The sequence below is a fragment of the Streptosporangium nanhuense genome (assembly GCF_059358815.1).
This window is the reverse complement of record NZ_JCADBG010000001.1, coordinates 204,668-228,912: the sequence shown is the minus strand read 5'-3', so window position 1 is coordinate 228,912 and position 24,245 is coordinate 204,668. Positions and strand designations below refer to the sequence as shown.

At 72.3% G+C, this 24,245-nt stretch carries 21 protein-coding genes and 1 riboswitch; of the genes, 13 read left to right on the top strand and 8 right to left on the bottom strand.

Annotated features, from left to right (window positions below; genetic code table 11):
• Positions 1-18 precede the first annotated feature (18 nt).
• From AC5L38_RS00940 to AC5L38_RS00930, 3 genes are all read left to right on the top strand, one after another.
• The gene (locus AC5L38_RS00940) at positions 19-1,425 is read left to right on the top strand and encodes a YlbE family protein (protein WP_495240793.1); all 1,407 of its coding nucleotides are present in this window, start codon (positions 19-21) and stop codon (positions 1,423-1,425) included.
• A gap of 220 nt (positions 1,426-1,645) precedes the next feature.
• Entirely contained in the window at positions 1,646-3,784 is a 2,139-nt protein-coding gene (locus AC5L38_RS00935; RefSeq protein WP_495240792.1) for a serine/threonine-protein kinase, read from the top strand.
• Positions 3,785-3,858: 74 nt separating this feature from the next.
• Entirely contained in the window at positions 3,859-5,193 is a 1,335-nt protein-coding gene (locus AC5L38_RS00930; RefSeq protein ID WP_495240791.1) for an MFS transporter, read from the top strand.
• A gap of 69 nt (positions 5,194-5,262) precedes the next feature.
• Here the strand turns inward: AC5L38_RS00930 and AC5L38_RS00925 are convergent, their stop codons facing one another.
• On the bottom strand, positions 5,263-6,858 hold the full coding sequence (locus tag AC5L38_RS00925) for a bifunctional 3'-5' exonuclease/DNA polymerase (RefSeq protein WP_495240790.1): 1,596 nt from the start codon (positions 6,856-6,858) through the stop codon (positions 5,263-5,265).
• Between the two features lie 35 nt (positions 6,859-6,893).
• Positions 6,894-8,402 (bottom strand): metallophosphoesterase family protein, encoded by a 1,509-nt coding sequence (locus AC5L38_RS00920; RefSeq protein WP_495240789.1) that lies wholly within the window; start codon positions 8,400-8,402, stop codon positions 6,894-6,896.
• Between the two features lie 99 nt (positions 8,403-8,501).
• Here AC5L38_RS00920 and AC5L38_RS00915 point away from each other — a divergent pair, with 99 nt between their 5' ends.
• Positions 8,502-8,912, top strand: coding sequence for an acyl-CoA thioesterase (locus AC5L38_RS00915; RefSeq protein ID WP_350970487.1), 411 nt, complete (start codon positions 8,502-8,504; stop codon positions 8,910-8,912).
• A gap of 234 nt (positions 8,913-9,146) precedes the next feature.
• Here AC5L38_RS00915 and AC5L38_RS00910 read toward each other — a convergent pair whose 3' ends face one another.
• Positions 9,147-10,721 carry an FAD-binding oxidoreductase gene (locus AC5L38_RS00910; RefSeq protein WP_495241530.1) on the bottom strand — a complete coding sequence of 525 codons (1,575 nt, stop codon included), beginning with the start codon at positions 10,719-10,721 and terminating at the stop codon, positions 9,147-9,149.
• A gap of 46 nt (positions 10,722-10,767) precedes the next feature.
• On the opposite strand from AC5L38_RS00910, the gene AC5L38_RS00905 reads away from it, so the two are divergent.
• From AC5L38_RS00905 to AC5L38_RS00890, 4 genes are all read left to right on the top strand, one after another.
• Positions 10,768-11,370 (top strand): TetR/AcrR family transcriptional regulator, encoded by a 603-nt coding sequence (locus tag AC5L38_RS00905; protein ID WP_495240788.1) that lies wholly within the window; start codon positions 10,768-10,770, stop codon positions 11,368-11,370.
• The gene (locus tag AC5L38_RS00900) at positions 11,367-12,917 is read left to right on the top strand and encodes a glycerol-3-phosphate dehydrogenase/oxidase (RefSeq protein WP_495240787.1); all 1,551 of its coding nucleotides are present in this window, start codon (positions 11,367-11,369) and stop codon (positions 12,915-12,917) included. Before AC5L38_RS00905 ends, AC5L38_RS00900 begins: the two co-directional genes overlap by 4 nt.
• Positions 12,918-13,211: 294 nt before the next feature.
• Entirely contained in the window at positions 13,212-14,159 is a 948-nt protein-coding gene (locus AC5L38_RS00895; protein WP_495240786.1) for a ferredoxin family protein, read from the top strand.
• A gap of 104 nt (positions 14,160-14,263) precedes the next feature.
• Positions 14,264-14,578 (top strand): WhiB family transcriptional regulator, encoded by a 315-nt coding sequence (locus AC5L38_RS00890; RefSeq protein WP_012893126.1) that lies wholly within the window; start codon positions 14,264-14,266, stop codon positions 14,576-14,578.
• 131 nt (positions 14,579-14,709) lie between these two features.
• Here the strand turns inward: AC5L38_RS00890 and rsgA are convergent, their stop codons facing one another.
• From rsgA to AC5L38_RS00865, 5 genes are all read right to left on the bottom strand, one after another.
• Complete coding sequence (gene rsgA, locus AC5L38_RS00885) at positions 14,710-15,843, bottom strand: ribosome small subunit-dependent GTPase A (RefSeq protein ID WP_495240785.1); 1,134 nt, start codon at positions 15,841-15,843, stop codon at positions 14,710-14,712.
• 339 nt (positions 15,844-16,182) lie between these two features.
• A complete protein-coding gene (glyA, locus tag AC5L38_RS00880; protein ID WP_495240784.1) occupies positions 16,183-17,439 on the bottom strand; it encodes a serine hydroxymethyltransferase in 1,257 nt (418 codons plus the stop codon).
• Between the two features lie 32 nt (positions 17,440-17,471).
• A riboswitch (ZMP/ZTP riboswitch) is annotated at positions 17,472-17,554 on the bottom strand.
• Positions 17,547-18,575, bottom strand: coding sequence for a YihY/virulence factor BrkB family protein (locus AC5L38_RS00875; RefSeq protein ID WP_495240783.1), 1,029 nt, complete (start codon positions 18,573-18,575; stop codon positions 17,547-17,549). It overlaps the preceding riboswitch by 8 nt.
• A 93-nt stretch (positions 18,576-18,668) precedes the next feature.
• Entirely contained in the window at positions 18,669-19,067 is a 399-nt protein-coding gene (locus AC5L38_RS00870; protein WP_495240782.1) for a YccF domain-containing protein, read from the bottom strand.
• A 72-nt stretch (positions 19,068-19,139) separates the two neighbouring features.
• Positions 19,140-19,925: a TIGR03084 family metal-binding protein gene (locus AC5L38_RS00865; RefSeq protein WP_495240781.1), complete on the bottom strand. Its 786-nt coding sequence runs from the start codon at positions 19,923-19,925 to the stop codon at positions 19,140-19,142.
• A gap of 72 nt (positions 19,926-19,997) precedes the next feature.
• Here AC5L38_RS00865 and AC5L38_RS00860 point away from each other — a divergent pair, with 72 nt between their 5' ends.
• The 5 genes from AC5L38_RS00860 (at position 19,998) to AC5L38_RS00840 (ending at position 24,190) form a co-directional block, all read left to right on the top strand.
• Positions 19,998-20,123, top strand: a complete 126-nt coding sequence (locus AC5L38_RS00860; protein WP_495240780.1) for a hypothetical protein — start codon at positions 19,998-20,000, stop codon at positions 20,121-20,123.
• 610 nt (positions 20,124-20,733) lie between these two features.
• The gene (locus AC5L38_RS00855) at positions 20,734-22,416 is read left to right on the top strand and encodes a nitrite/sulfite reductase (RefSeq protein WP_495240779.1); all 1,683 of its coding nucleotides are present in this window, start codon (positions 20,734-20,736) and stop codon (positions 22,414-22,416) included.
• A 49-nt stretch (positions 22,417-22,465) separates the two neighbouring features.
• Positions 22,466-22,609, top strand: a complete 144-nt coding sequence (locus AC5L38_RS00850) for a hypothetical protein (RefSeq protein WP_012893136.1) — start codon at positions 22,466-22,468, stop codon at positions 22,607-22,609.
• A 94-nt stretch (positions 22,610-22,703) separates the two neighbouring features.
• A complete protein-coding gene (locus AC5L38_RS00845) occupies positions 22,704-23,432 on the top strand; it encodes a phosphoadenylyl-sulfate reductase (protein ID WP_495240778.1) in 729 nt (242 codons plus the stop codon).
• Positions 23,429-24,190: a sirohydrochlorin chelatase gene (locus AC5L38_RS00840; protein WP_495240777.1), complete on the top strand. Its 762-nt coding sequence runs from the start codon at positions 23,429-23,431 to the stop codon at positions 24,188-24,190. Before AC5L38_RS00845 ends, AC5L38_RS00840 begins: the two co-directional genes overlap by 4 nt.
• Positions 24,191-24,245: the final 55 nt, after the last annotated feature.

Genomic DNA, 24,245 nt, shown 5'->3' with positions numbered 1-24,245 from the left:
AGGTTCAAGGAGATTTCGATGACGTTGTCCATGCTTTCCGGCGAGCCGGAAGTGATCACGGTGGGGGCCGACGTGCTCGGCGAGGCGCTGGACGCGCAGGCCGTCCCGAAGGTCCGGGTGGACTGGCGCCCGCCGATGCCCGGCACCGAGGCCGACCTGGCCAGGGTGCTGGCCGACCCGCGCAGGGCCGGTGCCAACGAGACGGCCGTGGGCCGCCTGGTCTCGGCGCGGCCGCAGCTCGTCGGGGTGCGGCCCGCGCACGAGGTGCTCGACCTGCCGGAGGGGACGTTCCTGCACGCGGGACCGCCGATCGAGTGGGAACGGGCGTCGGGCCCGCTGCGGGGGGCGCTCATCGGGGCGATGCTGCTGGAGGGGCTGGCCGCCGACGCCGAGGAGGCCGAGGAGCGGCTGGCCGCCGGGCGGGCCCGGTTCGACTCCTGCCACCACCACCGGACCGTCGGGCCGATGGCGGGCGTGGTCACCCCGTCGATGTGGATGTTCGAGGTCCGCGACGCCGAGCACGGCGGCACCGCCTACTGCTCGCTCAACGAGGGCCTGGGCAAGGTGCTGCGCTACGGCGCCTACGGGCCCGAGGTGCTGGAGCGGCTGCGCTGGATGGCCGAGGTGCTCGGCCCGGTGCTCCAGGCCACCCTGCGGCGGAGCGGGCCGCTCGACCTCAGGTCGCTGGCCGCGCAGGCCCTGCAGATGGGCGACGAGCTGCACAACCGCAACCGCGCCGCCACCTCGCTGCTGGTGCGCGAGCTCGCCCCCGACGTGGTGGAGGCCGCTCCCGGCCACGCCGCCGAGGTCCTGCGCTTCGTCAACGGCAACGACCACTTCTTCCTCAACGCGGGCATGGCCGCGTGCAAGGTCAGCACGGACGCCGCGCGGGACGTCCCCGGCTCCACGATGGTCGTCGCGATGGCCCGCAACGGCACCGACTTCGGGGTCCAGGTCTCCGGGCTGGGCGACCGGTGGTTCACCGGCCCCGCGGGCGTGCCGGACGGCCTCTATCTGGGGGCGTACGGCCCCGACGACGCCAACCCCGACATCGGCGACTCGACGATCACCGAGACGGCGGGGCTGGGCGGCTTCGCGATGGCCGCGGCCCCGGCGATCGTGCGGTTCGTCGGCGGCGATGTGTCGGACGCGATGGCGGCCACCCGGTCCATGTACGAGATCACCCTGGCCGAGCACCCCGCTTACCAGATCCCGGGGCTGGACTTCCGGGGCACGCCGGTCGGCGTCGACGTCACGCTGGTCGCCAGGACGGGCCTGCTGCCCACCGTGAACACCGGCATCGCCGGGCGGGTGGCCGGGACCGGACAGGTCGGCGCGGGCCTGGTCAGCCCGCCCGCCTCGGCCTTCACCTCGGCGCTGGCCGCGCTGGCCGAGGCAGCCGATCGTGAACATCGGACGTCTTAAAGATCTTTCATCTATTAAGATTGGGTAAAGCTGACAATCTGTCCATCCGCCGGTAGCATTCGGCGACGTCAGAGCGCGGGCGCAGGCTCAGTGATCTGAAGAACACCGATCCTGACAAATACCGTCACGTGCTTTCTCAGCATGCAAACTTCCATGACCAAATGCCATCTCGCTATCGTGTCCACCTCACGAAAGCGCTGGTTGTGGGGAACGGGGAACGATGACCGATCGCTTGCTCGGGAGAAACCCCCAGGGTCCTGAGGGCGGCGATTCCGGCGGCGGAACACCGGAGGGCCAGGGCAGGCTGGTGGGCAGGCGCTACCGCCTGGTGTCGCCGGTGGGCCGTGGCGGGATGGGCATGGTGTGGCACGCGCACGACGTCCTGCTCGACCGTGACGTCGCGGTCAAGGAGCTGATCCTCCCCTACGGGCTCGACCACGCGGGCACCCAGGGAGCCCACCGGCGGATGCTGCGCGAGGCCCGCTCCGCGGCCCGGCTCAGCCACCCCGGCATCGTCACCGTCCACGACGTCGTCGAGGAGGACGGCCGCCCCTGGATCGTGATGGAGCTGGTCCGCGCCTGGTCGCTGGAGCAGGCCGTACGGCAGAGCGGGCCGCTGCCGGTGGTCCAGGCCGCCGAGATCGGCGTCCGGGTGCTCGACGCGCTCCGCCACGCCCACGCCGCCGGGATCATGCACCGCGACGTCAAACCGGGCAACGTGCTGCTCACCTCCGACCGGGTGGTCCTCACCGACTTCGGCATCGCCGCCATCGAGGGCGACGTCGCGATCACCCAGACCGGCCTGCTGATGGGCTCGCCCGCCTACATCCCGCCGGAGCGGCTCTCGGGCCAGCCGGTCACGCAGTCCTCCGACCTGTGGTCCTTCGGCGCCACCCTGTACGCGGCGGTCGAGGGGCGGCCCCCCTACGAGGGACCGGACGCGGTGGCCGTGCTCGGCGCGATCCTCACCCAGGAGCCCAGCCGCCCGCAGCGGGCCGGCGCCCTGATCACCGTCATCGAGGGCCTGCTCCGCAAGAACCCCGCCGACCGGATGAGCGCCTCGCAGGTGTCCGACCTGCTCGACCGGGTGCTGCGCAGCCACGGCTCCAGCACCCCGAACCGCGCGCCCACCCCCTCCGGCCCCGCGCCCTCGTCGATGCCGGTCCCCGGCGACTCCATGCCGATCCACCTGATGCCCCCGCTGGACGCGCCGTCGGGGCCGATGCCCTCCCGGATCATCGAGACGCCCTCCGGCCCGATCCGGGTGCCCTACGGCTCGGGCAACGACTCCTCCGGCGGCCACCCGCTCCCCTACGACGCGCTCGCCGGCCCGTCGGGGTCCCACCGCGCGGACCTGCTGTCCTTCCCCGGCCCCGCCTCCGCCTCCGGCGGGTTCCCGCGGGCGGGCGGTCCGCCGGACGGCGCGGCCACCGGCCTGACCGGCGGGCACCAGCGCGGCTACGACGCGCTGCGCATCCCGGCGACCGGGCCCGACGGCAACCCCTTCGACCCGCTGACCAGCTTCTCCGGCGACCTGCCCGTCGCCGCGCCGCCGGCTCCGCCGTCCACGCCACCGGCCGCACCGCGGCGCGGCGGGCAGAGCGAGGCCTCCCGGGCCCGCGAGGCGGCGCTCTGGCCCACCCCCTCCTCGCAGGAGGCCTCCTCCCGCTCCTCCGTACGCGACTCGCAGACCATGACCTCCCCCAGCCGGAGCGGGGGGCGCGGGAACGCGCGCCGCGCGCCGGGAAACGACGGCGGCGGTCCCGACCTGCGCCTGCTGATGCTCGGCGGGGGCGGCGTGCTGGCCATCGTGGTCGCCGGGCTGCTCGTCTTCCTGCCCGGCGGGAACTCCGATCCCGCGGCCCCCGCGGCCCCGTCCGCGGCGATCTCCGCGGCGGCCGAGCCGGTGACGCCCGACGGGCCGAGCGAGGTCCCCGAGGGCTTCCGGCTGGAGAACGCGGCCGGTGTCTCGGGCGCGGTGCCCGACGGCTGGACGGTGAAGGAGGGCCCCGGCGGAACGGCCACCTTCTCCGGGCCCAGGGGCGGCGGGCAGAGCCTCGTCGTCGCCAAGGTGGCGGTCGCGGAGCCGGTGCTGGCGCTCAGCAGGGCGAGCAAGAAGGGCCTGGACGAGTACACCGAGGTCGGCGTGACGACGGTGAGCTACCGTGCCTGGAAGGCCGCGGACTGGGAGTACACCTACGTCCAGCCCAACGGCGTCCCGATGCACGGGCTGACGCGCTACGTCGCCGTCAACGGCCTGACCGCCTACCAGATCACCTTCAGGGTCCAGGACCTGGACTGGGAGAAGAACTCCGAGATCCTCCAGACGTTCTTCGCCACCTTCGTGCCGGTCGACTGACCCCGCCGGGTCGTTCATGCTCCTTCGGTGAAACGGCCTCGTGGTGCGGTCATGGGTGATGGCAGACTTCGCTCGTGACCGCGAACCCCACCAACACCGCGAAGCCCGGCAATCCCCCCGGCGAGGAACGGATCGCCCTCGTGCGGCGGCGGACGCTCGCCGTCCTGTCCGCCGCCCAGATCAGCGGCGGGATCGGGATCGCCGTGGGGCTCACCTTCAGCTCGGTGACCGTGGAGGAGCTCTCCGGCTCCACCGCGCTCAGCGGGCTGGCCGGCACCGCGACCGTGCTGGGCGCCGCGCTGCTGGCGCTGCCCACCGCGAGATCCTCCGGCAGGGGCGGCCGGAGAGCCGGGCTCGCCCTGGCCTACGGGTGCGCCCTGCTCGGCTGCCTGGTCTCTCTGCTGGCCGTCGGCCTGGAATCGTGGCCGCTGCTGCTGGCCGGGCTGGTGCTGTTCGGCGCGGCCAGCGCGGGTGGCCTGGCCTCACGCTACGCCGCGACCGACCTGTCCCCGCCGGGGCATGCGGCCCGGCACCTGTCGCTGGTGGTGTGGGCCACCACCGTCGGGTCGGTCGCCGGGCCGAACCTCGCGGAGCCCGCCGAACGGTTCAGCGCCGGGTTCGGGCTGTCGGCGGGCAGCGGCCCGTTCGCCCTCGCCCTGCTGAGCTTCGCGATCGCCCTCGGCATCATCGTGGTCGCCCTGCGCCCCGATCCGCTGCTCCTGGCCCGCGCCGCGCTCCCTGCCCCGGACGCGGCCCCGGACGCGGCCCCGGACGCGGCCCCGGACGCGGCCCCCGGTTCCGGCACGACCGGCTCTCCGGGAAAGGGCGGGGGCACCTTCCGCACCGCCTGGCGGGTGCTACGCGGGACGCCCGTGGCGGGCCGCGCGCTGGTCGCGATCGCGGTCAGCCACACCGCGATGGTCTCGATCATGTCCATGACGCCGGTCCATCTCGACCACGGCGGCTCGACGTACACGGTCATCGGCATCGTGATCAGCCTGCACATCGCGGGGATGTACGTCCTGTCGCCCGTGGTCGGCTGGCTGGCCGACCGGGCCGGCAGGACGACGGTGCTGGTGCTGGGGATGGGCCTGCTGCTGGCCGCCGCCGCCCTCGCGGGCGGCGCCGGGGCTCACGACGTCACGCGGGTGACCGCCGGCCTGGTCCTGCTCGGCCTCGGCTGGTCGTGCGGGCTGATCTCCGGCTCGGCGATGCTCAGCGAGGCCGTGCCGCTGGAGCACCGCACCCCCGTGCAGGGTCTCTCGGACCTGCTGATGAACGTCTGCGGCGCGACCGGCACCGTGATCGCCGGGGTGATCGTCGGCAGCCTGTCGTACGGCGTGCTCGGCGCGGCCGTCGCGGTCATGGTGACGGTCACCGGCGCCTGGCTGGCCCTGGCCCGCGCCTGAGCCACGGCCGGGCCGAGGCTTGGGTCTGGACCTGGACCGACCCCGATGTTCCGGGGTTGTCGCCGGGCGTCACTTGGCGTCGGCGTAGCACCTGACCGGGACGGCCTGCATGGGGAAGCGCACCGGGGTCGCCCCGAACAGCAGCCGGGTCGCCTCCTCCGCGGCCTTGCCGACCGCCGCGACGACCTCGCCGGCCTGCTCGGCCGGGCAGTGCACCATCACCTCGTCGTGCTGGAAGAACACCAGCCTGGCCGGGTCGGGCAGCAGGCCGCGCAGCACGGCCATCAGCGTGAGCGCCCACTCGGCCGCGGTCGCCTGGACGACGAAGTTGCGGGTGAACCGGCCGCGGTCGCGGGCCGCGCGGGCTCCCTCGGGACCGGAGACCAGCTTCCGCCAGCCCTCGGAGGGCGGGGGCGAGGTGCGGCCCAGCCAGGAGCGGACCACCTTGCCCTCCTCGCCCGCCCGGGCGGCGTCCTCCACGAACCGGTGGGCGAGGGGGAAGCGCTGGCGCATCACGGCCAGCAGCCTGGCCGCGTCTCCGCTGGTGCCTCCGTACATCGCCGACAGCATGGCGAGCTTGGCGTTGTCGCGCTCGCCGCCGAACGCCTTCGCCAGCGCCCGGTAGAGGTCGGCCTCCCCGGCGGCACTGGCCAGGCCGCCGTCTCCCGCCATGGCGGCCAGCACCCGCGGCTCCAGCTGGGCCGCGTCGGCGACGACGAGCGTCCAGCCCTCGTCGGCCACGACGACCTGGCGCATCAGCTTGTGGATCTGCAGGGCCCCGCCGCCGTTGGTGGCCCAGCGGCCCGTCACCACGCCGCCCACGACGTACTCGGGCCGGAAGCGGTGGTCGCGCACCCACTGGTCGGCCCAGGCCCAGCCGTGGAAGCTGTAGAACCTCGCCATCTCCTTGTAGGCGAGCAGGGGCGCGACGCCCGGGTGCTCGACCCGCTTGATGTCGTGGGCCCGGGTGGAGGCGACCGGCACGCCCGCCGCCTTGAACGCCCTGACGATCTGCTGCGGGGAGTCTGGGTTGAACGGGGTGCCGAAGGCGGCCGCCACCTGGTCGGCCAGGGCCTGGAGCTTGGCCGGCCGCATGCCGTGCACCGGGCGCGGGCCGAGCAGGCCGGTCAGCAGCTCGTCGTGCACGTCCCGCCGCCAGGGCATGCCCTCCCGGGCCATCTCCGCGGCGATCAGTGCCCCGGCGGACTCGGCGGCGACCAGCAGCCGGAACCGCCTCGGGTCCGCGGTGGCCTCGACGCGTCGCAGCTGGCCGGCGTAGACCTCGGCGACCAGGTCCGCGTCCGGCGGGGGCGCCTCCTCCTCGAAGAGGGTGGCCTGCCTCGCCTGGGTGCCGTGGTGGTCGTCGGGCACGGGAAGGCCGTGCAGCCGGGCGTGGGCCGCCCGGACGGACCTCGGCTCCCCGAAACGCCCCTCGTGGGCCAGGAGCAGGCCCTCGGTCAGCACCAGGTCGTGGCAGCGCGCCAGCCGCACCCCCGCGGCGAGCAGCGCGGGGTAGACCTCCCGCGTGTCGGCCCAGACCCAGCGCGGGCTCCGGGCCTCCAGCTCGCGGGCGGCCGAGACCAGATCGGCGACGGCCCCGGCGGGCCCGTCGTCCACGCGCAGCACGCCCCCGCCCCCGGGGGCCGCCGCGACAAACACGTGCATACGACAACCCTGCCACGCCGGTACGACATTCTCGATCAGACGAGCGGTATGGCGATCTCGTCCTCGATCGGGGGTTCGATCTCCTGCTGCAGGCAGCCGGTGGCCGCGAAGCAGCGGATCGTCAGGACCTCGGGGGTCACCGAGATGTGCAGGAAGCTCTTGAAGAACGGCGGGGTGTCCCAGTCGGACAGCTCCGACAGGTAGCGGTGGAAGGTCCGGCCCACGGGCAGCCGCAGCGGCATCGGCCAGCCGCCGAGGATCCGGGCCGCCCACCTCATCCGCCGGGTGATCGGAACGGTCGGGGTGTCGTCCCGCACCGGGGTGTTGCCGATCCGGCGGGACATCAGCGCCGCGCTCTCGTCGGGGGTGAGGTAGAGCCAGCGCATGCGCAGCCGGTCGCTGTAGAGCCTGCTGTAGAACGACAGCGAGTCGCCGCGCAGCGGGTAGCAGCGGTAGTCGTCCTCGTGCAGGCCGCCGACGGTGACCCTCGGGATGGTGTGGGTGGCGTGCATGAAGGCCCCGGAGCCGCCCGCCACGAGATACTGGATGGTCCGGTCGCCGACCTTGATCGGGAAACGCTGGTAGTTGTGCACGTCGCCGCCTATCGCCGCGACGTAGTTGTGCGCCGGGTCGGTGACGATGTCGTCGATGGTGCCGCCGCCGGCCAGCTTCGACGGCTTGTAGTCGTTACGGGTGTAGATGGGCTTCCCGGTGATCAGCACCTTGGGCCGGGGGTCGCGCGAGACCGTGCGCAGCCAGTCGGCCTGCTCCCTGTCGATGTCGCCGCGGATGCCGGTGTCCACGCCGACGACGAGCAGCCCCGGCGTCTCCATCGCCCAGTAGGGGGCGGGCTGCACGACCCGCTGCTCGGGCCTCGCCCGCCGCTCGCGCGCCCTGGCCAGCCGGGCCTCGTCGATCTTCTCCGGCTTGCGCCAGAGCAGGCCGCGCAGCCCGGAGGGCGACAGCTTGAAGCCCTCGTTCTCGGCCTCCAGCGCCGGGGCGTCGCAGAAGACGCGCATGAAGCCGCCGAGCCCGTCGTACCAGTCGTGGTTGCCGGGGATCGCGTAGATCGGCGCCCGGTAGTCCTGGTACGGGCGGAAGAACTTGTCCTCGTACTCGTTGCCCGAGCCGGTGGGGTAGATCACGTCACTGGCGACGACCGCGAAGGCGGTGCCCTCGCCGATCTTGAGCATGCCCGGCACCACGGCGTACTGCGAGGCGTCGCCCTCTCCCGTGTCGCCGAGGACCAGGAAGGAGAACTCGGGGCCGACGTCCATCGGTACGCGGAAGGAGGGGTCGACGCCCCGGTCGCGCTGGGAGCCCACCCAGCGCGCCCGCACCTGGCCCGAGGGGTCTCCGAACAGGATCGCGAGGACCTCGTTCCGCGACCGCCAGATGGTGCGCGGGTTCAGCCAGGAGAAGGTCTCCTTGCTGGGCAGCAGGTCCGTGAAGGTGCCCGTCTGGGCGCAGGACCAGCCCGCGCCCTCCTTCGACACCCGGGAGGATGCCTCACGCCCGCGTTCCGCCTGTCCTGTGTCAACCATGCCTCATATCTTGGCAATGATCTTAAAGGGCCGCACGCCCTCTTCCACTATCTCGCCCGGGCTCCCCGGACCGTCCGCCCTCTGGAATATAGTTCTACCGTGTACGCCTACTGGGAGACCGTTCCGACCAGGTGGAAGGACAACGACGTCTACGGCCACGTCAACAACGCCGTCCACTACTCGATGATGGACACGGTGATCAACACCTGGCTGATCAGGACCGCGGGCCTGGACATCCACGGCGGCGACGCCATCGGCCTGTGCGTCGAGTCGCACTGCGTCTACCGGGCCTCGGTGTCCTTCCCCGAGGCCGTGCGGGTCGGGCTGCGGGTCGGCCACCTGGGCCGCTCCAGCGTCCGCTACGAGCTGGGGCTGTTCCGCGAGGACGGCGAGACGGCCGTGGCCGAGGGCCACTTCGTGCACGTGTTCGTCGACCGGGAGACCCGCAGGCCCGCCGGGATCCCCGGGCCGCTCCGCGAGGCCATGGAGAAGCTCGTGGTCACCGGCTGAACCTTTCCGCCCGGGCGTCACGGGCCGAGCCTCCCGGGCCGGGCCTCCCGGGCCGGACGTCATGAGCCGGGCGTCGCGGGCCGGACGTCATGAGCCGGGCGTCGCGGGCCGGACGTCATGAGCCGGGCGTCGCGGGCCGGGCCTCCCGGCAGGACCTTCAAGGCCGAACCCTCCGGGCCGAGCCTCCCTGGTGGGGCCTCCCCCGCCGGACCGGCGCCCCTGCCGGACTCCCGATCACCTCTCCGGGGGGACGAGAACACCAGGGTTGAGGATTCCCCCGGGGTCGAGCCTGTCCTTGATCCCGCGCAGGATCTCCACGCCCAGGTCGCCGATCTCGGTCGCGTAGGCCTCCCGGTGGTCGCGGCCGACGCCGTGGTGGTGCGAGACGGTGCCTCCCGCCTCGACGATCGCCTCGTTGACCGACCGCTTGGCCGCCTCCCACTGCCCGACGGGGTCCTCGCCCTGCGCCGTGACGACCGTGAAGTACAGGGAGGCGCCGGTGCCGTACACGTGGGAGATGTGGCACATGACCAGCGGCGAGCCGAGCGAGGCGTGCAGCGAGAGCCGTACGGCGTCGTAGAGGCGGGGCAGGCTGGACCAGAACCCGGCCGTCTCCAGCGTCTCGACGGTCGCCCCGGCGGCGAGCAGCGAGTCGCGCAGGTAGGGCGCGGAGTAGCGCCCGTGGGCCCACGACTCCCCCGGCTCCGCGCCGAGGGGAACGCCGCCGAGCCCCGACAGCACGGCCGCGACCCGCTCGCGCAGGGCGGGCACCTCGGAGAAGCCCTCGTACCCGGCGATCGCCAGGCAGCCCGCGCCGTTCGGCGAGGCGCCGATCTCGCCGGGGCGGGCCAGGCCGACCATCGTCTCGGTCTCGTCGGACAGGCGCAGCACGGTGGGCACGGCGCCCTCCTGGACGAGGTGTCGCAGGGCGGCCGACCCCTCGGCGAACGACGCGAACCGCCACCCCTCGTAGGCCCGCTCGGCGGGGGCGCGCCGGACGCGGAGCCGCAGGGAGGTGATCACACCGAAGGCCCCCTCGGAGCCGAGGATCACCTGGCGCAGGTCGGGCCCGGCCGCCGACTTGGGCGCCCGGCCGAGTTCGAGGGTGCCGCGCGGGGTGGCCACGGTCATGCCGACCACCATGTCGTCGAAGCGCCCGTACCCGGCCGAGGCCTGGCCGCTGGAGCGGGCGGCGGCGAAACCCCCAAGCGTGGCGTACTCGAACGACTGCGGAAAGTGACCTAGGGTGAATCCGTGCCCGGCCAGAAGCCGCTCGGCCTCCGGGGCCCGCAGGCCCGGCCCCATCTCGGCGACCATCGACTCGGCGTCGACGGCGACCAGCCCGTTCAGCCTGGCCAGGTCCAGCGCGACGACGCCGGCGAAGCCGTTCCGGGTCGCGACCAGGCCGCCGACCACCGAGGTCCCGCCACCGAACGGGACCACCGCGACCCGGTGCGCGGCGCAGGCCGCCAGCACCTCCAGCACCTCCCGGTGGGAGCCGGGCAGCACCACGGCGTCGGGAGCGTCGGAGCCGTCCCCGGCGCGCATGCGCATCAGGTCGGGGGTGGACTTGCCCCGGGTGTGCCGGACGCGGGTCTCGTCGTCGGAGCGCACGTGGTCGTCGCCGACGACGCCGCGCAGCTCCGCCAGTACGGGCGGGGGAAGGGTCGCGGCGGGCAGCCGCACCTCGCCGAGCTCGGCGGCCCGCTCCTGCCGGGGGCGCACGCCCAGCACGTCCTGGAGAAGTTTTCTGACCGGTTCCGGCAGGTCGGCGGCCTTGCCGGGGTCGCCCCAGCCGGACCAGAGCATGGGATCGGCGGCACTCGTCGGGTTTTCCACCCTTACACTGTGACACATGACGTCTATTCGTCACAATGCGGACGTAGAGAGCGACAACCGGGTGCTGGACGCCGCCCGCGAGGCGATCCTCGCGGTGGGGGTGCGGCGCACCACGCTCACCGACGTGGCACGCAGGGCCGGGCTCTCCCGTATGACGATCTACCGCCACTGGCCCGACGTGCGCACCCTCGTCGCCGACCTGATGACCCGCGAGTGGGTGCGCGTCGCGGACCGGTTCGCGACCGGCGACCCGGTCACCTCGGCGGTGGCGGTGGTACGGGCACTGCGCGGCCACCCGCTCTGGCGGAAGATCGTCGAGGTCGACCCGGAGCTGCTCCTGCCCTACCTGCTGGACCGCAGGGGCGCCAGCCACGAGGCCATGCTCACGCTCGTCGAGGCCTCGATCGTCCGAGGCCAGGAGGGGGGCACCGTGCGTCCCGGTGACCCGGCGAGGCTGTCCAGGGCCGTGCTGCTGACCGCCCAGTCGTTCCTGCTCTCCGGCCCGACCATGCTCGACCCGGCCGGGCCGGACGACCCGGCCGGGCCGGCCGGCGTGAACGACCTGGACGACCTCGACGCCGAGCTCGCCACGCTCCTGGAAAGGTACCTGCGACCGTGAACTCCTCTCTCAACGCCGCCCGCCGCGAGCGCGAGCTGGCCGAGGTGCGCGACCTCGTGGTGGACGTGCTGGTGGTGGGCCTGGGCGCCACCGGCGCCGGGGCCGCGCTCGACGCGGCCTCCCGGGGCCTGTCCGTGGCCGCGATCGACGCCCACGACATCGCCTTCGGGACCTCCCGGTGGAGTTCCAAGATGATCCACGGCGGGCTCCGCTACCTCGCCAAGGGCCAGGTCGGGGTGGCGTACGAGAGCGCGGTCGAGCGCGGCCACCTGCTCGGGCGCATCGCGCCGCACCTGGTCAGGGCCCATCCCTACCTGCTGCCGCTGGTCCCCGAGGTCTCCCGCCGCCACGCGGCGCTGGTGATGACCGGCTACCGCGTCGGCGAGGGGCTGCGCGTCGCCGCGCGCACGCCCCGCCACCTCCTGCCCGGCCCCTCGCGGATCTCCGCCGCGCAGGCCCTCGCCCTCGCCTCGCCGCTGAGCTCACGGGGGCTGCGCGGCGCCCTGCTGTCGTGGGACGGGCGGCTGGCCGACGACGCCCGCCTGGTCGTCACCGTGGCCAGGACGGCCGCCGCCCTGGGGGCGAGGATCCTGACGCGCTGCCGGGCGCTGGAGCTGTCCGGCGACGGCGCGCTGGTCCGCGACGAGCTCACCGGGGACACCTTCACCATCCGAGCCAGGACGGTGGTCAACGCCACCGGCGTCTGGGCCGCCGGGCTGCATCCGGGCATCCGGCTGCGCCCCTCGCGCGGCACCCACCTGGTGCTGCGGCCGGAGACACTGCCGGGCCTGGCCGCGGGACTGCACGTGCCGATCCCCGGGGAGAGCAACCGCTTCGCCCTGGTCCTCCCCCAGCCCGACGGGCGGGTCCACGTCGGCCTCACCGACGAGCCGGTGGACGGCCCCGTCCCCGACGTCCCGCCGGTGCCGGAGGAGGACGTGACCTTCCTGCTGGCCGTCCTGAACTCCGTGCTGGAGGAGCCGATCCGGCGCCAGGACGTGGCCGGGACCTACGCGGGGCTGCGGCCGCTGCTCGCCGCCGACGGCCGCACCGCCGACCTGTCCAGGAAGCACTCCCTGCTGACCACGCCGGACGGGATCGTGACGATCGTGGGCGGCAAGCTGACCACGTACCGCCGGATGGCCGAGGACGCGGTCGACCGGGCCGTGTCACTGGGCCGCCTCGACGCGGGCCGGAGCCGTACGAGGGAGCTGCCCCTCGTCGGGGCCGTCCCGGCGAGCGGCCCCGACGGCGCGGGTGGCGCGGGTGGCGGGCAGGGCGCGGACGGGGATCGGGACCGGGAGGCGGGCCGGCTGCTGGAGAGGTACGGGAGCGAGGCGGGCGCCGTGCGGGCCCTGATGGCGGAGGACCCCTGGCTGGCCCAGCCCGGGCCGACCGGGGTCACCGGGGCCGAGCTCGTCTGGGCGGTCAGGCACGAGGGCGCCCTGGACGTGGACGACCTGCTCGACCGGCGGACCAGGATCGGCCTCGTCCCGCAGGATCGCGAGGCGGCCCTTCCCCTGGCCCTCACCGCGCTGGCCTACTGACCTCCCGCACCCGCCGCACCGGCCCGCCGCCCCCCTGCCGCTCGCCGCGTACGGCCTGCCGGCACGCCATCACCCGCCGCGCACGCCCGCCGACACGCCACCGCCCGCCGCGATCGGCGGACCGACGCCCCCGCCGCTCGCCGCGCACGGCCTGCTGACGCTCTCGCCCGCCGGAAACCGGGAAAGCCGCCCCGACACGGGCGCATCATCGTCACACGCCTGTGATCGTTTCACTCTCGCCACTCCGATTTGCCTGTTAGGTTAGTCTTACCTAAGTCAGAGCAAGGAGAGAGTGTGAGCACGGGGAGCGGCGTGAGCAGGGCGGACATGGCACCCAAGGGGTGCGCGCACCCGCCGGGCTGCCACACCGGCGAACTGCCGGTCTACGCCAGCGCGACCGTCGGAGCCCGCTTCTGGCTGCTCATCGAGCACCCCGGCCCATGGGCCTCCCACCTGGAGGACTGCAGCCTCCCCGAGGACGTCCACATCCTTATCAAACGCGCCACGCGGCTCGGCATCCGGCCCCAGCTGATCCGTCGTCCCGACCGCAGGAACCCCGCGGCCACCGGCATCCACGTCATGGTCGCCGACTCCGGTTCCGCGGAGCCGTGGATCGCCGAAGGCGTCATCGCAGGTCCGGACGATCTTAACCTTGACAGCGTGGTGGCCGGAGTGGTCCCGGAGTCCTGCATACTTGTGAGTGAGCCGGTTTTTCTGGTCTGCACGCATGCCAAGCGCAACGCGTGCTGCGCCCGCATTGGACTACCCCTAGCTCGGTCCTTGGCAAAAACATTGCCGGACACAGTATGGGAAACATCACATGTTGGCGGCGATCGATACGCCGCCAACCTCGTGTGCTTGCCACACGGGCTTTACTACGGCAGCATGTCTCAGGCTGCTGCGATCGCGGCAGCCGACGCGTACCGGTCCGGCGAGGTCATCCTCGACCGTTTCCGGGGACGCGCAGGCATCCCTGAGCCACTGCAGGCCGCTGAGCATTTCATCCGCATTCATACGGGTGATCTCTCGGTTGGCGGAGTGGCCGTGGAATCCTCCAGGTTGGACGGCGCCGTCACCGAGGTATTTGTGCGCGGTAGTGGCGCTCGTTTTCGGGTAGTGGTTGAACCCATGACGCTAACAACGCCATGTGGTACGGCTTGCGCCGATACGATCACTACCTACCGGCTGGTCACGCTGGACAGGGTCACCCCTGTGCGGTACGCCACGTCCGCCCTGACCTGACCTGAGGGAACATCACGGCCAATCCAGGCGTTGGACCCAGGGACGTCACAAGCGTCTAATGCGGCATTAACCAGAAATACCTCTCACTATAAGGTGGTTTTCTCATGTCTCAGGTACGTCGGCAGACCGCCCGGCCTCGGCCCAGCTGGGGCTGGCAGGATGACGCCGCGTGCCGGGGCGAGGACCTCGTGCTCTTCTTCGGCCCCGACGGCGAGCGCCAGCCAGAGCGTGACATCCGCGAGCGCAAGGCCAAGGCGATCTGCGCCCAGTGCCCCGTTCGCGCGGAGTGCCTGGACTATGCGCTTTCCCGTCCGGAGAAGTACGGCACCTGGGGCGGTCTGAACGAGGACGAGCGCGCCTCCGAGCGTCGCCGTCGTATGCGCCGCGCCGCCAGCGCCGGCATCAGTGCCGTCGCCTGAGCAGTACCTCCACCCGGCTTCCCCCGCACGTGTGATCTCGCGCACCCCCTGCGAGATCACACGTTGTCGTGTCGGGCCCCGCTCGTGCGGCCCCCGGGACGGGCGACCGCACGGCGGGCTTTCCCCACGGTTCAGGGCCGGTTACGGCCCGCCTTCCGCATCTCCTTGGTGATGCTCTTCCACTTTCCCTGAAGCTCCTTGCGGAGCCGCGCGTCGCTCCTGGACGCCATCCACGCGGCCTCCCGCTGAAGCTTCTGCCAGCTCTCCAGCCTCCGCTCGGCGAGCGTGCCGTCCTCGATCGCGGCGATCACGGCGCAGCCCGGCTCGCTGTCGTGGCGGCAGTCGCCGAACCGGCACCGCTCGGCGAGCTCCTCCAGGTCCGAGAAGACCATGTCCACGCCCTCGCCCATGTCGTACAGGCCGACGCGGCGGATGCCCGGCGTGTCGATGATGAGCCCGCCTCCCGCGAGCGGGATGAGCTCGCGGTGGACGGTGGTGTGACGGCCCCGGCCGTCTCCGGCCCTGACCTGCTGGGTCTCCATGACCCCCTGTCCCGCCAGCGCGTTGACGAGCGTCGACTTGCCCGCGCCCGAGGCGCCGAGCACCACCGCGGTGCGGGTGCCCTCGAGGTATCCGCGGACGACGTCGACGCCCTCGCCCGTGACGGAGCAGATCGGGTGCACGTCCACCCCCGGCGCCGCCGAGGCGACCTCCTCCATCAGGAAGTCGAGGCCCTCGCCGATCAGGTCGGACTTGGTGACGAGCACAACGGGACGGCCCCCGCTCTCCCAGGCGAGCGCGAGCAGCCGCTCGATCCTGCCCAGGTCGGCGGTGTCGGTGGCGTGCAGGGCGGGTTCGGCGACGAAGACGACGTCGACGTTGGCGGCGAGCACCTGCCCCTGGGAGTCGCCGGAGAGCCCGCCCCTGGAGACCCTCGCGACGCCGCCGCGCACGAACGCGGTGCGCCGGGGCAGCAGCGCCGCCAGCTCGAAGCGGCCCTCGGCCAGGTGACGGAGCCCGACCCAGTCGCCGACGCAGGGCAGCGCCACGGGGTCGGCGGCGGCCTCGCGCCGCACCCTGGCGCCGTAGTCGGCCCGGAGATGACCGGAGGCCGTCAGCACCTCGGCGGCACCGCGGTCGACGCGGGACACCCGGGCCGGGGTCAGGTCCACGGGAAGCTCGGCGGCGAAGGAGTCGTTCCAGCCGAGCGCGGTGAGAGCGGACGCGGATGAAGAAGAGACGATTGACGAAGACGACGAAGACAACGTAAGCACCCTTGTGAAAAGGTCGGGTGCCCTGCGCGAATCGGCTAGGCGGGCACCCGGAGGTTGATGGACGGCAGGCTCACCAGAAAGACCCGCATAGTCCTCACCTCCTGTCGCCTCGGTGCCGTACGTCTCCCGGACGGCGTCGTCGGGAGAACTTTAGCGCAGTGACTCCCGTCCGGCGCAAACACATTTACCAGGTTTCCATCACGCGAGAACGCCCGGCCGGGAGATCCCGGCCGGGCGTTCTCGTCCTGCCCGATGTGATCGATCAGCGCGTCACGGCGCCTTCGGTGCCCTCACGGGCCCGCCGATCTCGGCCCCGGAGAGGGGCGCGGCTCAAAGGCCCGGGGCGGGGAAGTGGGAGGTGAGCTCCCTGACCTCGCCGTGGACCCGGGTGATCACGTGCTTGGCCTCTTCCTCGTCCTTGGCCAGGGCGGTGACGACCTGGTCGATCCAGGCGCCGATCTGCCGCATCTCCGCGACGCCCATGCCCCTGCTGGTCACGCCCGCGGTGCCGATGCGGATGCCCGAGGGGTCGAACGGCTTGCGCGTGTCGAAGGGCACGCTGTTGTAGTTGGTCTCCAGCCCGGCCTTGTCGAGGGCCTGGGCGGCGGGCTTGCCGCCGATGCCCTTGGGGGTCAGGTCGAACAGGATGAGGTGGTTGTCGGTGCCGCCGGAGACCAGGTCGAAGCCCCGGCCCAGAAGCTCCTCGGCCAGCGCCTGCGCGTTCAGGACCACCTGGCGGGCGTAGTCCTTGAAGTCGTCGGTCGACGCCTCCTTGAGCGCCACCGCGATGGCCGCGGTGGTGTGGTTGTGCGGGCCGCCCTGCAGGCCGGGGAAGACGGCCTTGTTGAGGGCGGTGGCGTGCTCGTCGGAGGTGGCCATGAGCATGGCGCCCCGGGGACCGCGCAGGGTCTTGTGGGTGGTGGTGGAGATGACGTCCGCGTGGCCGACCGGCGACGGGTGGGCGCCACCGGCCACCAGGCCCGCGATGTGCGCGATGTCGGCGGCCAGCACGGCCCCGACCTCGCGGGCGATCTCGGCGAAGGCCGGGAAGTCGATCGTGCGCGGGACCGCGGTGCCGCCGCAGAAGATCAGCTTGGGACGCTCACGGAGGGCGATCTCACGCACCTCGTCCATGTCGACGCGGCCGGTGTCCTGACGCACGCCGTAACGGACCGGGTTGAACCACTTGCCGGTGGCCGAGACCGACCAGCCGTGGGTCAGGTGGCCGCCGAACGGCAGGCCCATGCCCATGACGGTCTCGCCCGGCTTCAGGAAGGCCAGGTAGATCGCCAGGTTGGCGGGCGAGCCCGAGTAGGGCTGCACGTTGGCGTGGTTGACACCGAACAGCGCCTTGGCCCTGTCGATGGCGAGGGTCTCGACCTGGTCGATGACCTGCTGGCCCTCGTAGTAACGCTTGCCGGCGTAGCCCTCGGAGTACTTGTTGGTCAGGACGGTGCCCGTGGCCTCGAGGACGGCCTTGGAGACGTAGTTCTCCGAGGCGATCAGCTTGACGGTGTCGGACTGCCGCCGCTCCTCGGCCTTGATGAGCTCGGCGATCTGCGGATCCACGCTGGAAAGAGCGCTCATGCGCCTTCACTCCCCTGTCATCGTCGACATAGCGCGAAGACCCAGGCGCTCGGCCTCCTCGCTTTTCGCTCCCCGGTGGTCTCTCCCACCTTATGCGCCAGTCGCGCTTAGACGATAGCGGACTGGGCCCCGCGCCCGGCTCGACCTGCGCCCTCGACAGGCCAGAGCCGGTCGACCTCGGCGTTGAGCGTGGCGCCGATGAGCACGGCCAGCGCGGTGATGTAGAGCCACAGCAGCACGGCGATGGGGGCGGCGAGCGAGCCGTAGATGGAGACCGGCGAGAACCAGGCGGCGAGGACCGCGCGCAGCACGGCGGCGCAGATGATCCAGATGACGAGCGCGAGCAACGCGCCGGGCAGTTCGCGCCACCAGCGGGTGCGTACGGGCACGCTCACGTGGTAGAGCAGGGTAAGGAAGATCACCGAGCCGATGACGACCACCGGCCAGTAGAGGATGTCGACCAGCACGGCGTAGTCGGCCGGCAGGGCCCCGCGCAGCGCGCCCGGGCCGAGGACGAGCACCGGCATCACCACCAGCCCGATCAGCAGGCCCGCGAGGTAGAACCCGAAGGACATCAGGCGGGTGCGGATGATGCCGCGCTCCTCGCCGAGGCCGTAGGAGACCGAGATCAGGTCGACGTAGACGAACAGCGCCCGCGAGCCCGACCAGAGCGCGAGCAGGAAGCCCAGGGAGATCAGCGAGACCTGGTTCTCGGGTTTCAGCACGTCCTGGAGGAGAGGGGTGACGACGCTGTCCACGGCGTTGTCGGTGAACAGCAGGTGGGCCTGCTGGTCGATCCAGACGCTGACGTTCTTGACCGTCTCGGGGCCGAACACCCGGGTCAGCTGGCCGAGCACGCCGATCAGGCCGAGCATGAACGGCGGCAGCGACAACAGCGCGAAGAAGGCCGCCTCGCCCGCCAGGCCGGTGACGCGGTAGGTGACGCCCGCGTTCGTGGTGGCGACGATCAGGGTCCACGCGTCGGTGCCGCGGATCCACGACAGCAGCGCCCGCAGCCTGCCCCAGACGTCCGTACCGCGGATCCACGCGATACCGGCACGCAACCGCACCCCGGGCCCGCGCGGAGGGCGCCGCTCGGGCCCGGGCCGATGGGCCGGGGCATCAGTGGACGTCATGCCACACAACGGTATTCCTAGCCGCGCTTGATCACGAGTCGGGCGGGCAACGATCGAATCTCACGCCTCTGCCCGCGGCGCCCGCGACGAAACCTACCGGCGGTGGAACGCATCCGCGTCGTCGGCGTCGACGACGCGCGCGCCCAGCGGCAGCAGGGAGATCGGGATCAGCTTGAGGTTGGCCAGGCCCAGCGGGATGCCGATGATCGACAGGAAGAGCGGGATCGAGGTCAGCACGTGCCCGATCGCCAGCCAGATCCCGGCCACGACGAACCAGATCACGTTGCCGATGGTCGACAGCGCCCCCGCCTCCGGGTCGCGCGCCACGGTCCGGCCGAAGGGCCACAGCGCGTAGCCGGCGATCCTGAACGACGCGATGCCGAACGGGATCGTGATGATCAGGACGCAGCACACGATTCCCGCGAGGACGTAGCCGATCGCCAGCCAGACCCCCGCGAAGATCAGCCAGATGACGTTCAACAAGGTCCGCATGTTTCCGAGCATGTCAGGCGAAAGAAGTCCGGCTCCATCCGGTGTCCCCCCGGGGCCTCCCTGATCGGACCCCTACCCGAGTGGGGGCCGTCCCTTACCCGGCGGTCCCGCGAAGGCCTGGGCGATCGAGGTCCACGTCCGGGCGGTCTCGCCGCGTACCAGCAGGGACGTGTCGGCGAGGTGGCGGCGCCGGACCACCAGGAGGCAGAAGTCGAGCATGGGGCCGCGGACCACGTCGGCGGCGTCCGGGGGCCCGGCCTCCCACGGCGACCCGTCGGGCATGATCAGCTCGACCCGCACCGGGCGCGACGGCGGCTCCAGGCCGCGCACCGCGAAGCCGTACGGCATGGCGCGCACCCCGAGCGTCGCCACGTGCCTGAGCCTGGCGGTCGGCACGCGGGCGACGCCGAGCGCGTCCGCCACGTCCTGCCCGTGGGCCCAGGTCTCCATCAGGCGCGCGGTGACGAAGGACGCGGCCGACATCTCGGGCCCGTACCAGGGAAGCCTGGCACCGGCGTCCAGACGGGCGAAGGCCTCCAGGGCGCGGGCCCGCGCCTCGCGGAACCACTCGCGGAGCCGACCGGCGGACAGGCCGCGCGAGGCCGCGGCGAGCTCGTCCACCGCGGAGTCGCCGCGGGCGAGGAAGGCGGGCAGGGAGGCGCGGAACGCCTCGGGATCGGCGGCGGAGACGGTGGCGGCGTCGTCGAACCAGGCGAGATGGCCGACCTGGTCCCGGACCGCCCAGCCCTCGGCCGGGGTGGGCAGTTCCCACTCGTCGGGGCCGAGCCCAGCGATCATGGTGTCGAACTCGGCCGACTCGGCGCGCAGGTCCACCAGCAGCTCGTCCATCAACCCCATGACGCCTCCCCGTGACAGCCCAGGCAAGGGTAACCGAGGAAAATTCTAGAAGGAACAGCGCACAATGGACGCATGATCTGCGAGGACTGCAAGGAGCGGCGGCACGACGAGTGCCGGGGAGGCTCGTGGTGCGACTGCCAGCACCAGCCCGCCCCCAGGCCCCGGGAGTCGGCGCTGGACTGGCCGCGCCAGGGGTGACCCGCGCCCCGGCGTCGCGTTCCACGCGCCGGGGCCCCGCCAGGACCGGGCGACCGACGCCGGCCGCCCTTGATCCCGGCCGCTCTCGATCCTGACCGTCCTGCCGTCCTGCCGTCCTGCCGCCCTCGCCCCCGGCCGCCCCGCCGCTCCCGACCCTGACCGTCGTGCCGTCCTGCTTCCCTCGCCCCCGGCGGTTTCGCCGCCCTCGGTCCCGGCGCCCCAGCGTCCTCGTCGCCGGCGGTTTCGCCGCCTTTCCGGCGTCTCGCCCCCGGACGGACCCCCGCCGCCGTGCCCGGCACGTGCCGGCGGTCCCATACCTTCGTCCAGATAGTGGACCTGACGTTGGACATCCATGATGCCCGGGGTATCGTCGTAGACATGCCAGCGGACCCGTTGCTCGTCGTGCGACGCCACGTCGACCTTCTGCGTGTCCGCAGTGCCATCTGTTGTGACGTCCGTTAACCGTCGCCCCCTGCTGATTTCACCCAGCTCGGCCGCGTAACAGGCGTCCTCTTCTGAGTAATCAACCCCCGCACTCGACGATGAGGCGGGAGGTGCCGCCCGTGCGCGTCCGGAAATCATTCCATCGAGCCACAATAAGGACGCGCACATGACGACCCCTGCCCGGTCGGCGAATCGACATCACCAGCGCCCGCGCGGCGAAGGTCAGTGGGCTCTCGGCTACCGCGAGCCCCTGAACAAGAACGAGGAGAACAAGAAGAACGACGACGGCCTCAACGTCCGTCAGCGGATCATCGACGTCTACTCCAAGCGCGGCTTCGACTCCATCGACCCCGCCGACCTGCGCGGCAGGATGCGCTGGTTCGGCCTCTACACCCAGCGCAAGCCCGGGATCGACGGCGGCAAGACCGCGATCCTGGAGCCCGAGGAGCTCGACGACCGCTACTTCATGCTCCGCGTCAGGATCGACGGCGGCCGGCTCAACCTGGCCCAGCTGCGCGTCATCGCCGACATCTCCAACCTCTACGGCCGGGGCACCGCCGACGTCACCGACCGGCAGAACATCCAGCTGCACTGGATCGAGATCGAGGCCGTCCCCGACATCTGGGAGCGCCTGGAGTCGGTGGGCCTGTCCACCACCGAGGCCTGCGGCGACACCCCGCGCGTGATCCTGGGCTGCCCGCTGGCCGGGATCGACACCGACGAGGTCCTCGACGGCTCCGCGCAGATCCAGGAGATCTACGACACCTACATCGGCGACCCGGCCTTCTCCAACCTGCCGCGCAAGTTCAAGTCCGCGGTGAGCGGGTGCCCGGCGCACTGCACCGTTCACGAGATCAACGACGTGGCGTTCGTGGGCGTCGTGAACGAGAACGGCGAGCGCGGCTTCGACCTGTGGGTGGGCGGCGGCCTGTCCACCAACCCGATGCTGGGCAAGCGGCTGGGCGTCTTCCTCACCCCTGACCAGGTCGCCCCCGCCTACGGCGGCGTGATCGGGATCTTCCGCGACTACGGCTACCGCCGCCTGCGCCACCGGGCCAGGATCAAGTTCCTGATCAACGACTGGGGTGCCGAGAAGTTCCGCGACGTCCTGGAGAAGGAGTACCTGGGCCACACCCTGCCCGACGGCCCCGCGCCCGAGCAGCCGCGCGGCGGCCGCAGGGACCACGTGGGCGTCTTCCCGCAGAAGGACGGCAACTTCTACGTCGGCTTCGCCCCGAAGGTCGGCCGCCTCGACGGCGACAAGCTGCACCTGATCGCCGACATCGCCGAGCGGCACGGCTCCGGCCGGGTGCACACCACGGTCGAGCAGAAGATGGTCATCCTCGACGTGGCGCCCGACAGGGTCGACAGCCTCGTCGCCGAGCTGGAGGCGGGCGACCTGCGGGTCAACCCCTCCCCCTTCCGCCGCCAGACCATGGCCTGCACCGGGATCGAGTTCTGCAAGCTGGCCATCGTCGAGACCAAGGTCACCGCGGCCGACCTGATCGACGAGCTGGAGCAGCGGCTGCCCGACTTCAAGAGCCCGCTGACCATCAACGTCAACGGCTGCCCCAACTCCTGTGCCCGCATCCAGGTGGCCGACATCGGCCTCAAGGGCCAGCTCGTCGTCAACGACGAGGGCGAGCAGGTCGAGGGCTTCCAGATCCACCTGGGCGGCTCGCTGGGCGTCAACCCCGGCTTCGGCCGCAAGGTCCGCGGCCTGAAGACCACCTCCGAGGATCTTCCCGACTACGTGGAGCGCGTGCTCCGCAACTTCGAGAAGCAGAAGGACGAGGAGGAGACCTTCTCCGCCTGGGTCCAGCGCGCCGACGACGCGGACCTGAAGTGAACGGCCGGCACACCGGTCGGCCGCGGACGAGCGGGACGGGGAGGAACGGATGAGCGAGCGAGCCGTTCCCTTCCACTGCCCGTACTGCGGCGAGGAAGACCTGGAGCCCTACGAAGGCGACGGCGGCTGGTACTGCCGGTCGTGCGTACGCGCCTTCAAGCTGAAGTTTCTCGGAATCGGGGTGCGCTCGTGACGCGCGGCGAATCCAACGGGATGCACGTGACGAACGCGACGGCCCGCGAGGCACGACCTGCCCGCGCGGCGAATGAGGATTGGGTGAGCGAGCGATGACACTGGTGGACATCGAAGTCGGATTACGTCAGCAGCGGGGGACGCTCGATCTGCAGGAGATCGTCGAGTCCGCCGCGCGCTTCCTGGAGGACGCCTCGGCCCTTGAGATCATCCGCTGGGCCGCGGCGACCTTCGGCGACCGGCTCTGCCTCACCGCCTCGATGAGCGACGCCCTGCTGATCGACCTGGTCAGCAGGGTCAAGCCGGGCGTGGACGTGTTGTTCATCGACACCGGCTACCACTTCGCCGAGACGATGGGCACCCGTGACGCCGTCCAGCAGGTCTACGACGTGAACGTGATCGACGTGAAGCCGTCCCGCACGGTGGCCGAGCAGGAGCGCGACCTGGGGCCGCGCCTGTTCGGGCGCAACCCCGACCTGTGCTGCTACCTGCGCAAGGTCGAGCCGCTCAACCGTGCCCTGGAGCCCTACCTCGCCTGGGTCTCCGGCATCCGCCGCGACGAGGCCGTCACCCGCGCCGGCGTCAAGGTCGTCGAGTGGGACGCCAAGCGCCAGATGGTCAAGATCAACCCGATCGCCAGGTGGACGCAGGAGGACGTCGACAACTACATGGCCGACAACGGGGTGCTGATCAACCCGCTGCACTACGACGACTACCCCTCGATCGGCTGCGCCCCCTGCACCCGCCAGGTCGCCCCGGGAGAGGACCCGCGCAGCGGCCGCTGGGCGGGCATGGGCAAGACCGAGTGCGGGCTCCACGTATGAGGTGGCGTGCCACCGGCACGGCCTCCGGGATGCCGCTGGTCGCGGTGGCGCACGGGTCCCGCGACCCGCGCGCCGCCGCGACGGTGGAGGACCTGCTCGACCTGGTACGGGAGGCGCGGCCCGAGCTCCTCGTACGCACCGCCTACCTCGACCACGCCTCCCCGACGCTTCCCATGGCGCTGTCGGGGCTGGCCGAGGCGGCGGTGCTGCCGCTGCTGCTCACCGAGGCCTACCACAGCCGGGTCGACATCCCCGGCGCGCTGGCCGAGGCGACGGCCCGCAGGCCCCTGCTGCGCGTGCGCGCGGGCGCCACGCTGGGCCCGCACCCGCTGCTGGTCGGCGCGCTGGAGCGGCGCCTGGCCGAGGCGGGCGTGGAGCCGGGCGAGCCGGGCACCGCCGTGGTGCTGGTCTCGGCCGGTTCCAGCGACCGGCGGGCCAACGCGACGATCGCCGGGATCGCCGGAGACTGGGCGAGGCTGCGCGGCTGGCGGTCGGTGACCGCCGCCTACGCCTCGGCCGCCGGCCCCACCCCCGAGGAGGCCGTGCTGCGCCTGCGGCGCTCGGGAGCCTCCCGGGTCGTGGTCGCCCCCTACCTGCTGGCCCCCGGCCACTTCGCCGACAAGATCCGCCGGGAGACCCTGGCCGCGGGCGCCGACGCCGTCGCCGACGTGCTGGGCGCCGCCCCCGAGGTCGCGGCGGTGCTGCTCGAACGCTACGAGCGGGCGGCGCACCGGCATCCCGTTCTCGCCACGGCCTGAGGCCCCACCGGGGCGGCCCCGGGCAGGCAGGCCCCCGCTCCGGGCAGGAGCGGGG

Excerpts from the sequence above, each read along its gene's own strand:
- AC5L38_RS00940 (WP_495240793.1), top strand. The coding sequence starts at position 19 with ATGACGTTGTCCATGCTTTCCGGCGAGCCGGAAGTGATCACGGTGGGG.
- AC5L38_RS00935 (WP_495240792.1), top strand. The coding sequence starts at position 1,646 with ATGACCGATCGCTTGCTCGGGAGAAACCCCCAGGGTCCTGAGGGCGGC.
- AC5L38_RS00925 (WP_495240790.1), bottom strand. The coding sequence starts at position 6,858 with ATGCACGTGTTTGTCGCGGCGGCCCCCGGGGGCGGGGGCGTGCTGCGC.
- AC5L38_RS00920 (WP_495240789.1), bottom strand. The coding sequence starts at position 8,402 with ATGGTTGACACAGGACAGGCGGAACGCGGGCGTGAGGCATCCTCCCGG.
- AC5L38_RS00910 (WP_495241530.1), bottom strand. The coding sequence starts at position 10,721 with ATGCTCTGGTCCGGCTGGGGCGACCCCGGCAAGGCCGCCGACCTGCCG.
- AC5L38_RS00905 (WP_495240788.1), top strand. The coding sequence starts at position 10,768 with ATGACGTCTATTCGTCACAATGCGGACGTAGAGAGCGACAACCGGGTG.
- AC5L38_RS00890 (WP_012893126.1), top strand. The coding sequence starts at position 14,264 with ATGTCTCAGGTACGTCGGCAGACCGCCCGGCCTCGGCCCAGCTGGGGC.
- glyA (WP_495240784.1), bottom strand. The coding sequence starts at position 17,439 with ATGAGCGCTCTTTCCAGCGTGGATCCGCAGATCGCCGAGCTCATCAAG.
- AC5L38_RS00875 (WP_495240783.1), bottom strand. The coding sequence starts at position 18,575 with ATGACGTCCACTGATGCCCCGGCCCATCGGCCCGGGCCCGAGCGGCGC.
- AC5L38_RS00870 (WP_495240782.1), bottom strand. The coding sequence starts at position 19,067 with ATGCGGACCTTGTTGAACGTCATCTGGCTGATCTTCGCGGGGGTCTGG.
- AC5L38_RS00865 (WP_495240781.1), bottom strand. The coding sequence starts at position 19,925 with ATGGGGTTGATGGACGAGCTGCTGGTGGACCTGCGCGCCGAGTCGGCC.
- AC5L38_RS00860 (WP_495240780.1), top strand. The coding sequence starts at position 19,998 with ATGATCTGCGAGGACTGCAAGGAGCGGCGGCACGACGAGTGCCGGGGA.
- AC5L38_RS00855 (WP_495240779.1), top strand. The coding sequence starts at position 20,734 with ATGACGACCCCTGCCCGGTCGGCGAATCGACATCACCAGCGCCCGCGC.
- AC5L38_RS00850 (WP_012893136.1), top strand. The coding sequence starts at position 22,466 with ATGAGCGAGCGAGCCGTTCCCTTCCACTGCCCGTACTGCGGCGAGGAA.
- AC5L38_RS00845 (WP_495240778.1), top strand. The coding sequence starts at position 22,704 with ATGACACTGGTGGACATCGAAGTCGGATTACGTCAGCAGCGGGGGACG.
- AC5L38_RS00840 (WP_495240777.1), top strand. The coding sequence starts at position 23,429 with ATGAGGTGGCGTGCCACCGGCACGGCCTCCGGGATGCCGCTGGTCGCG.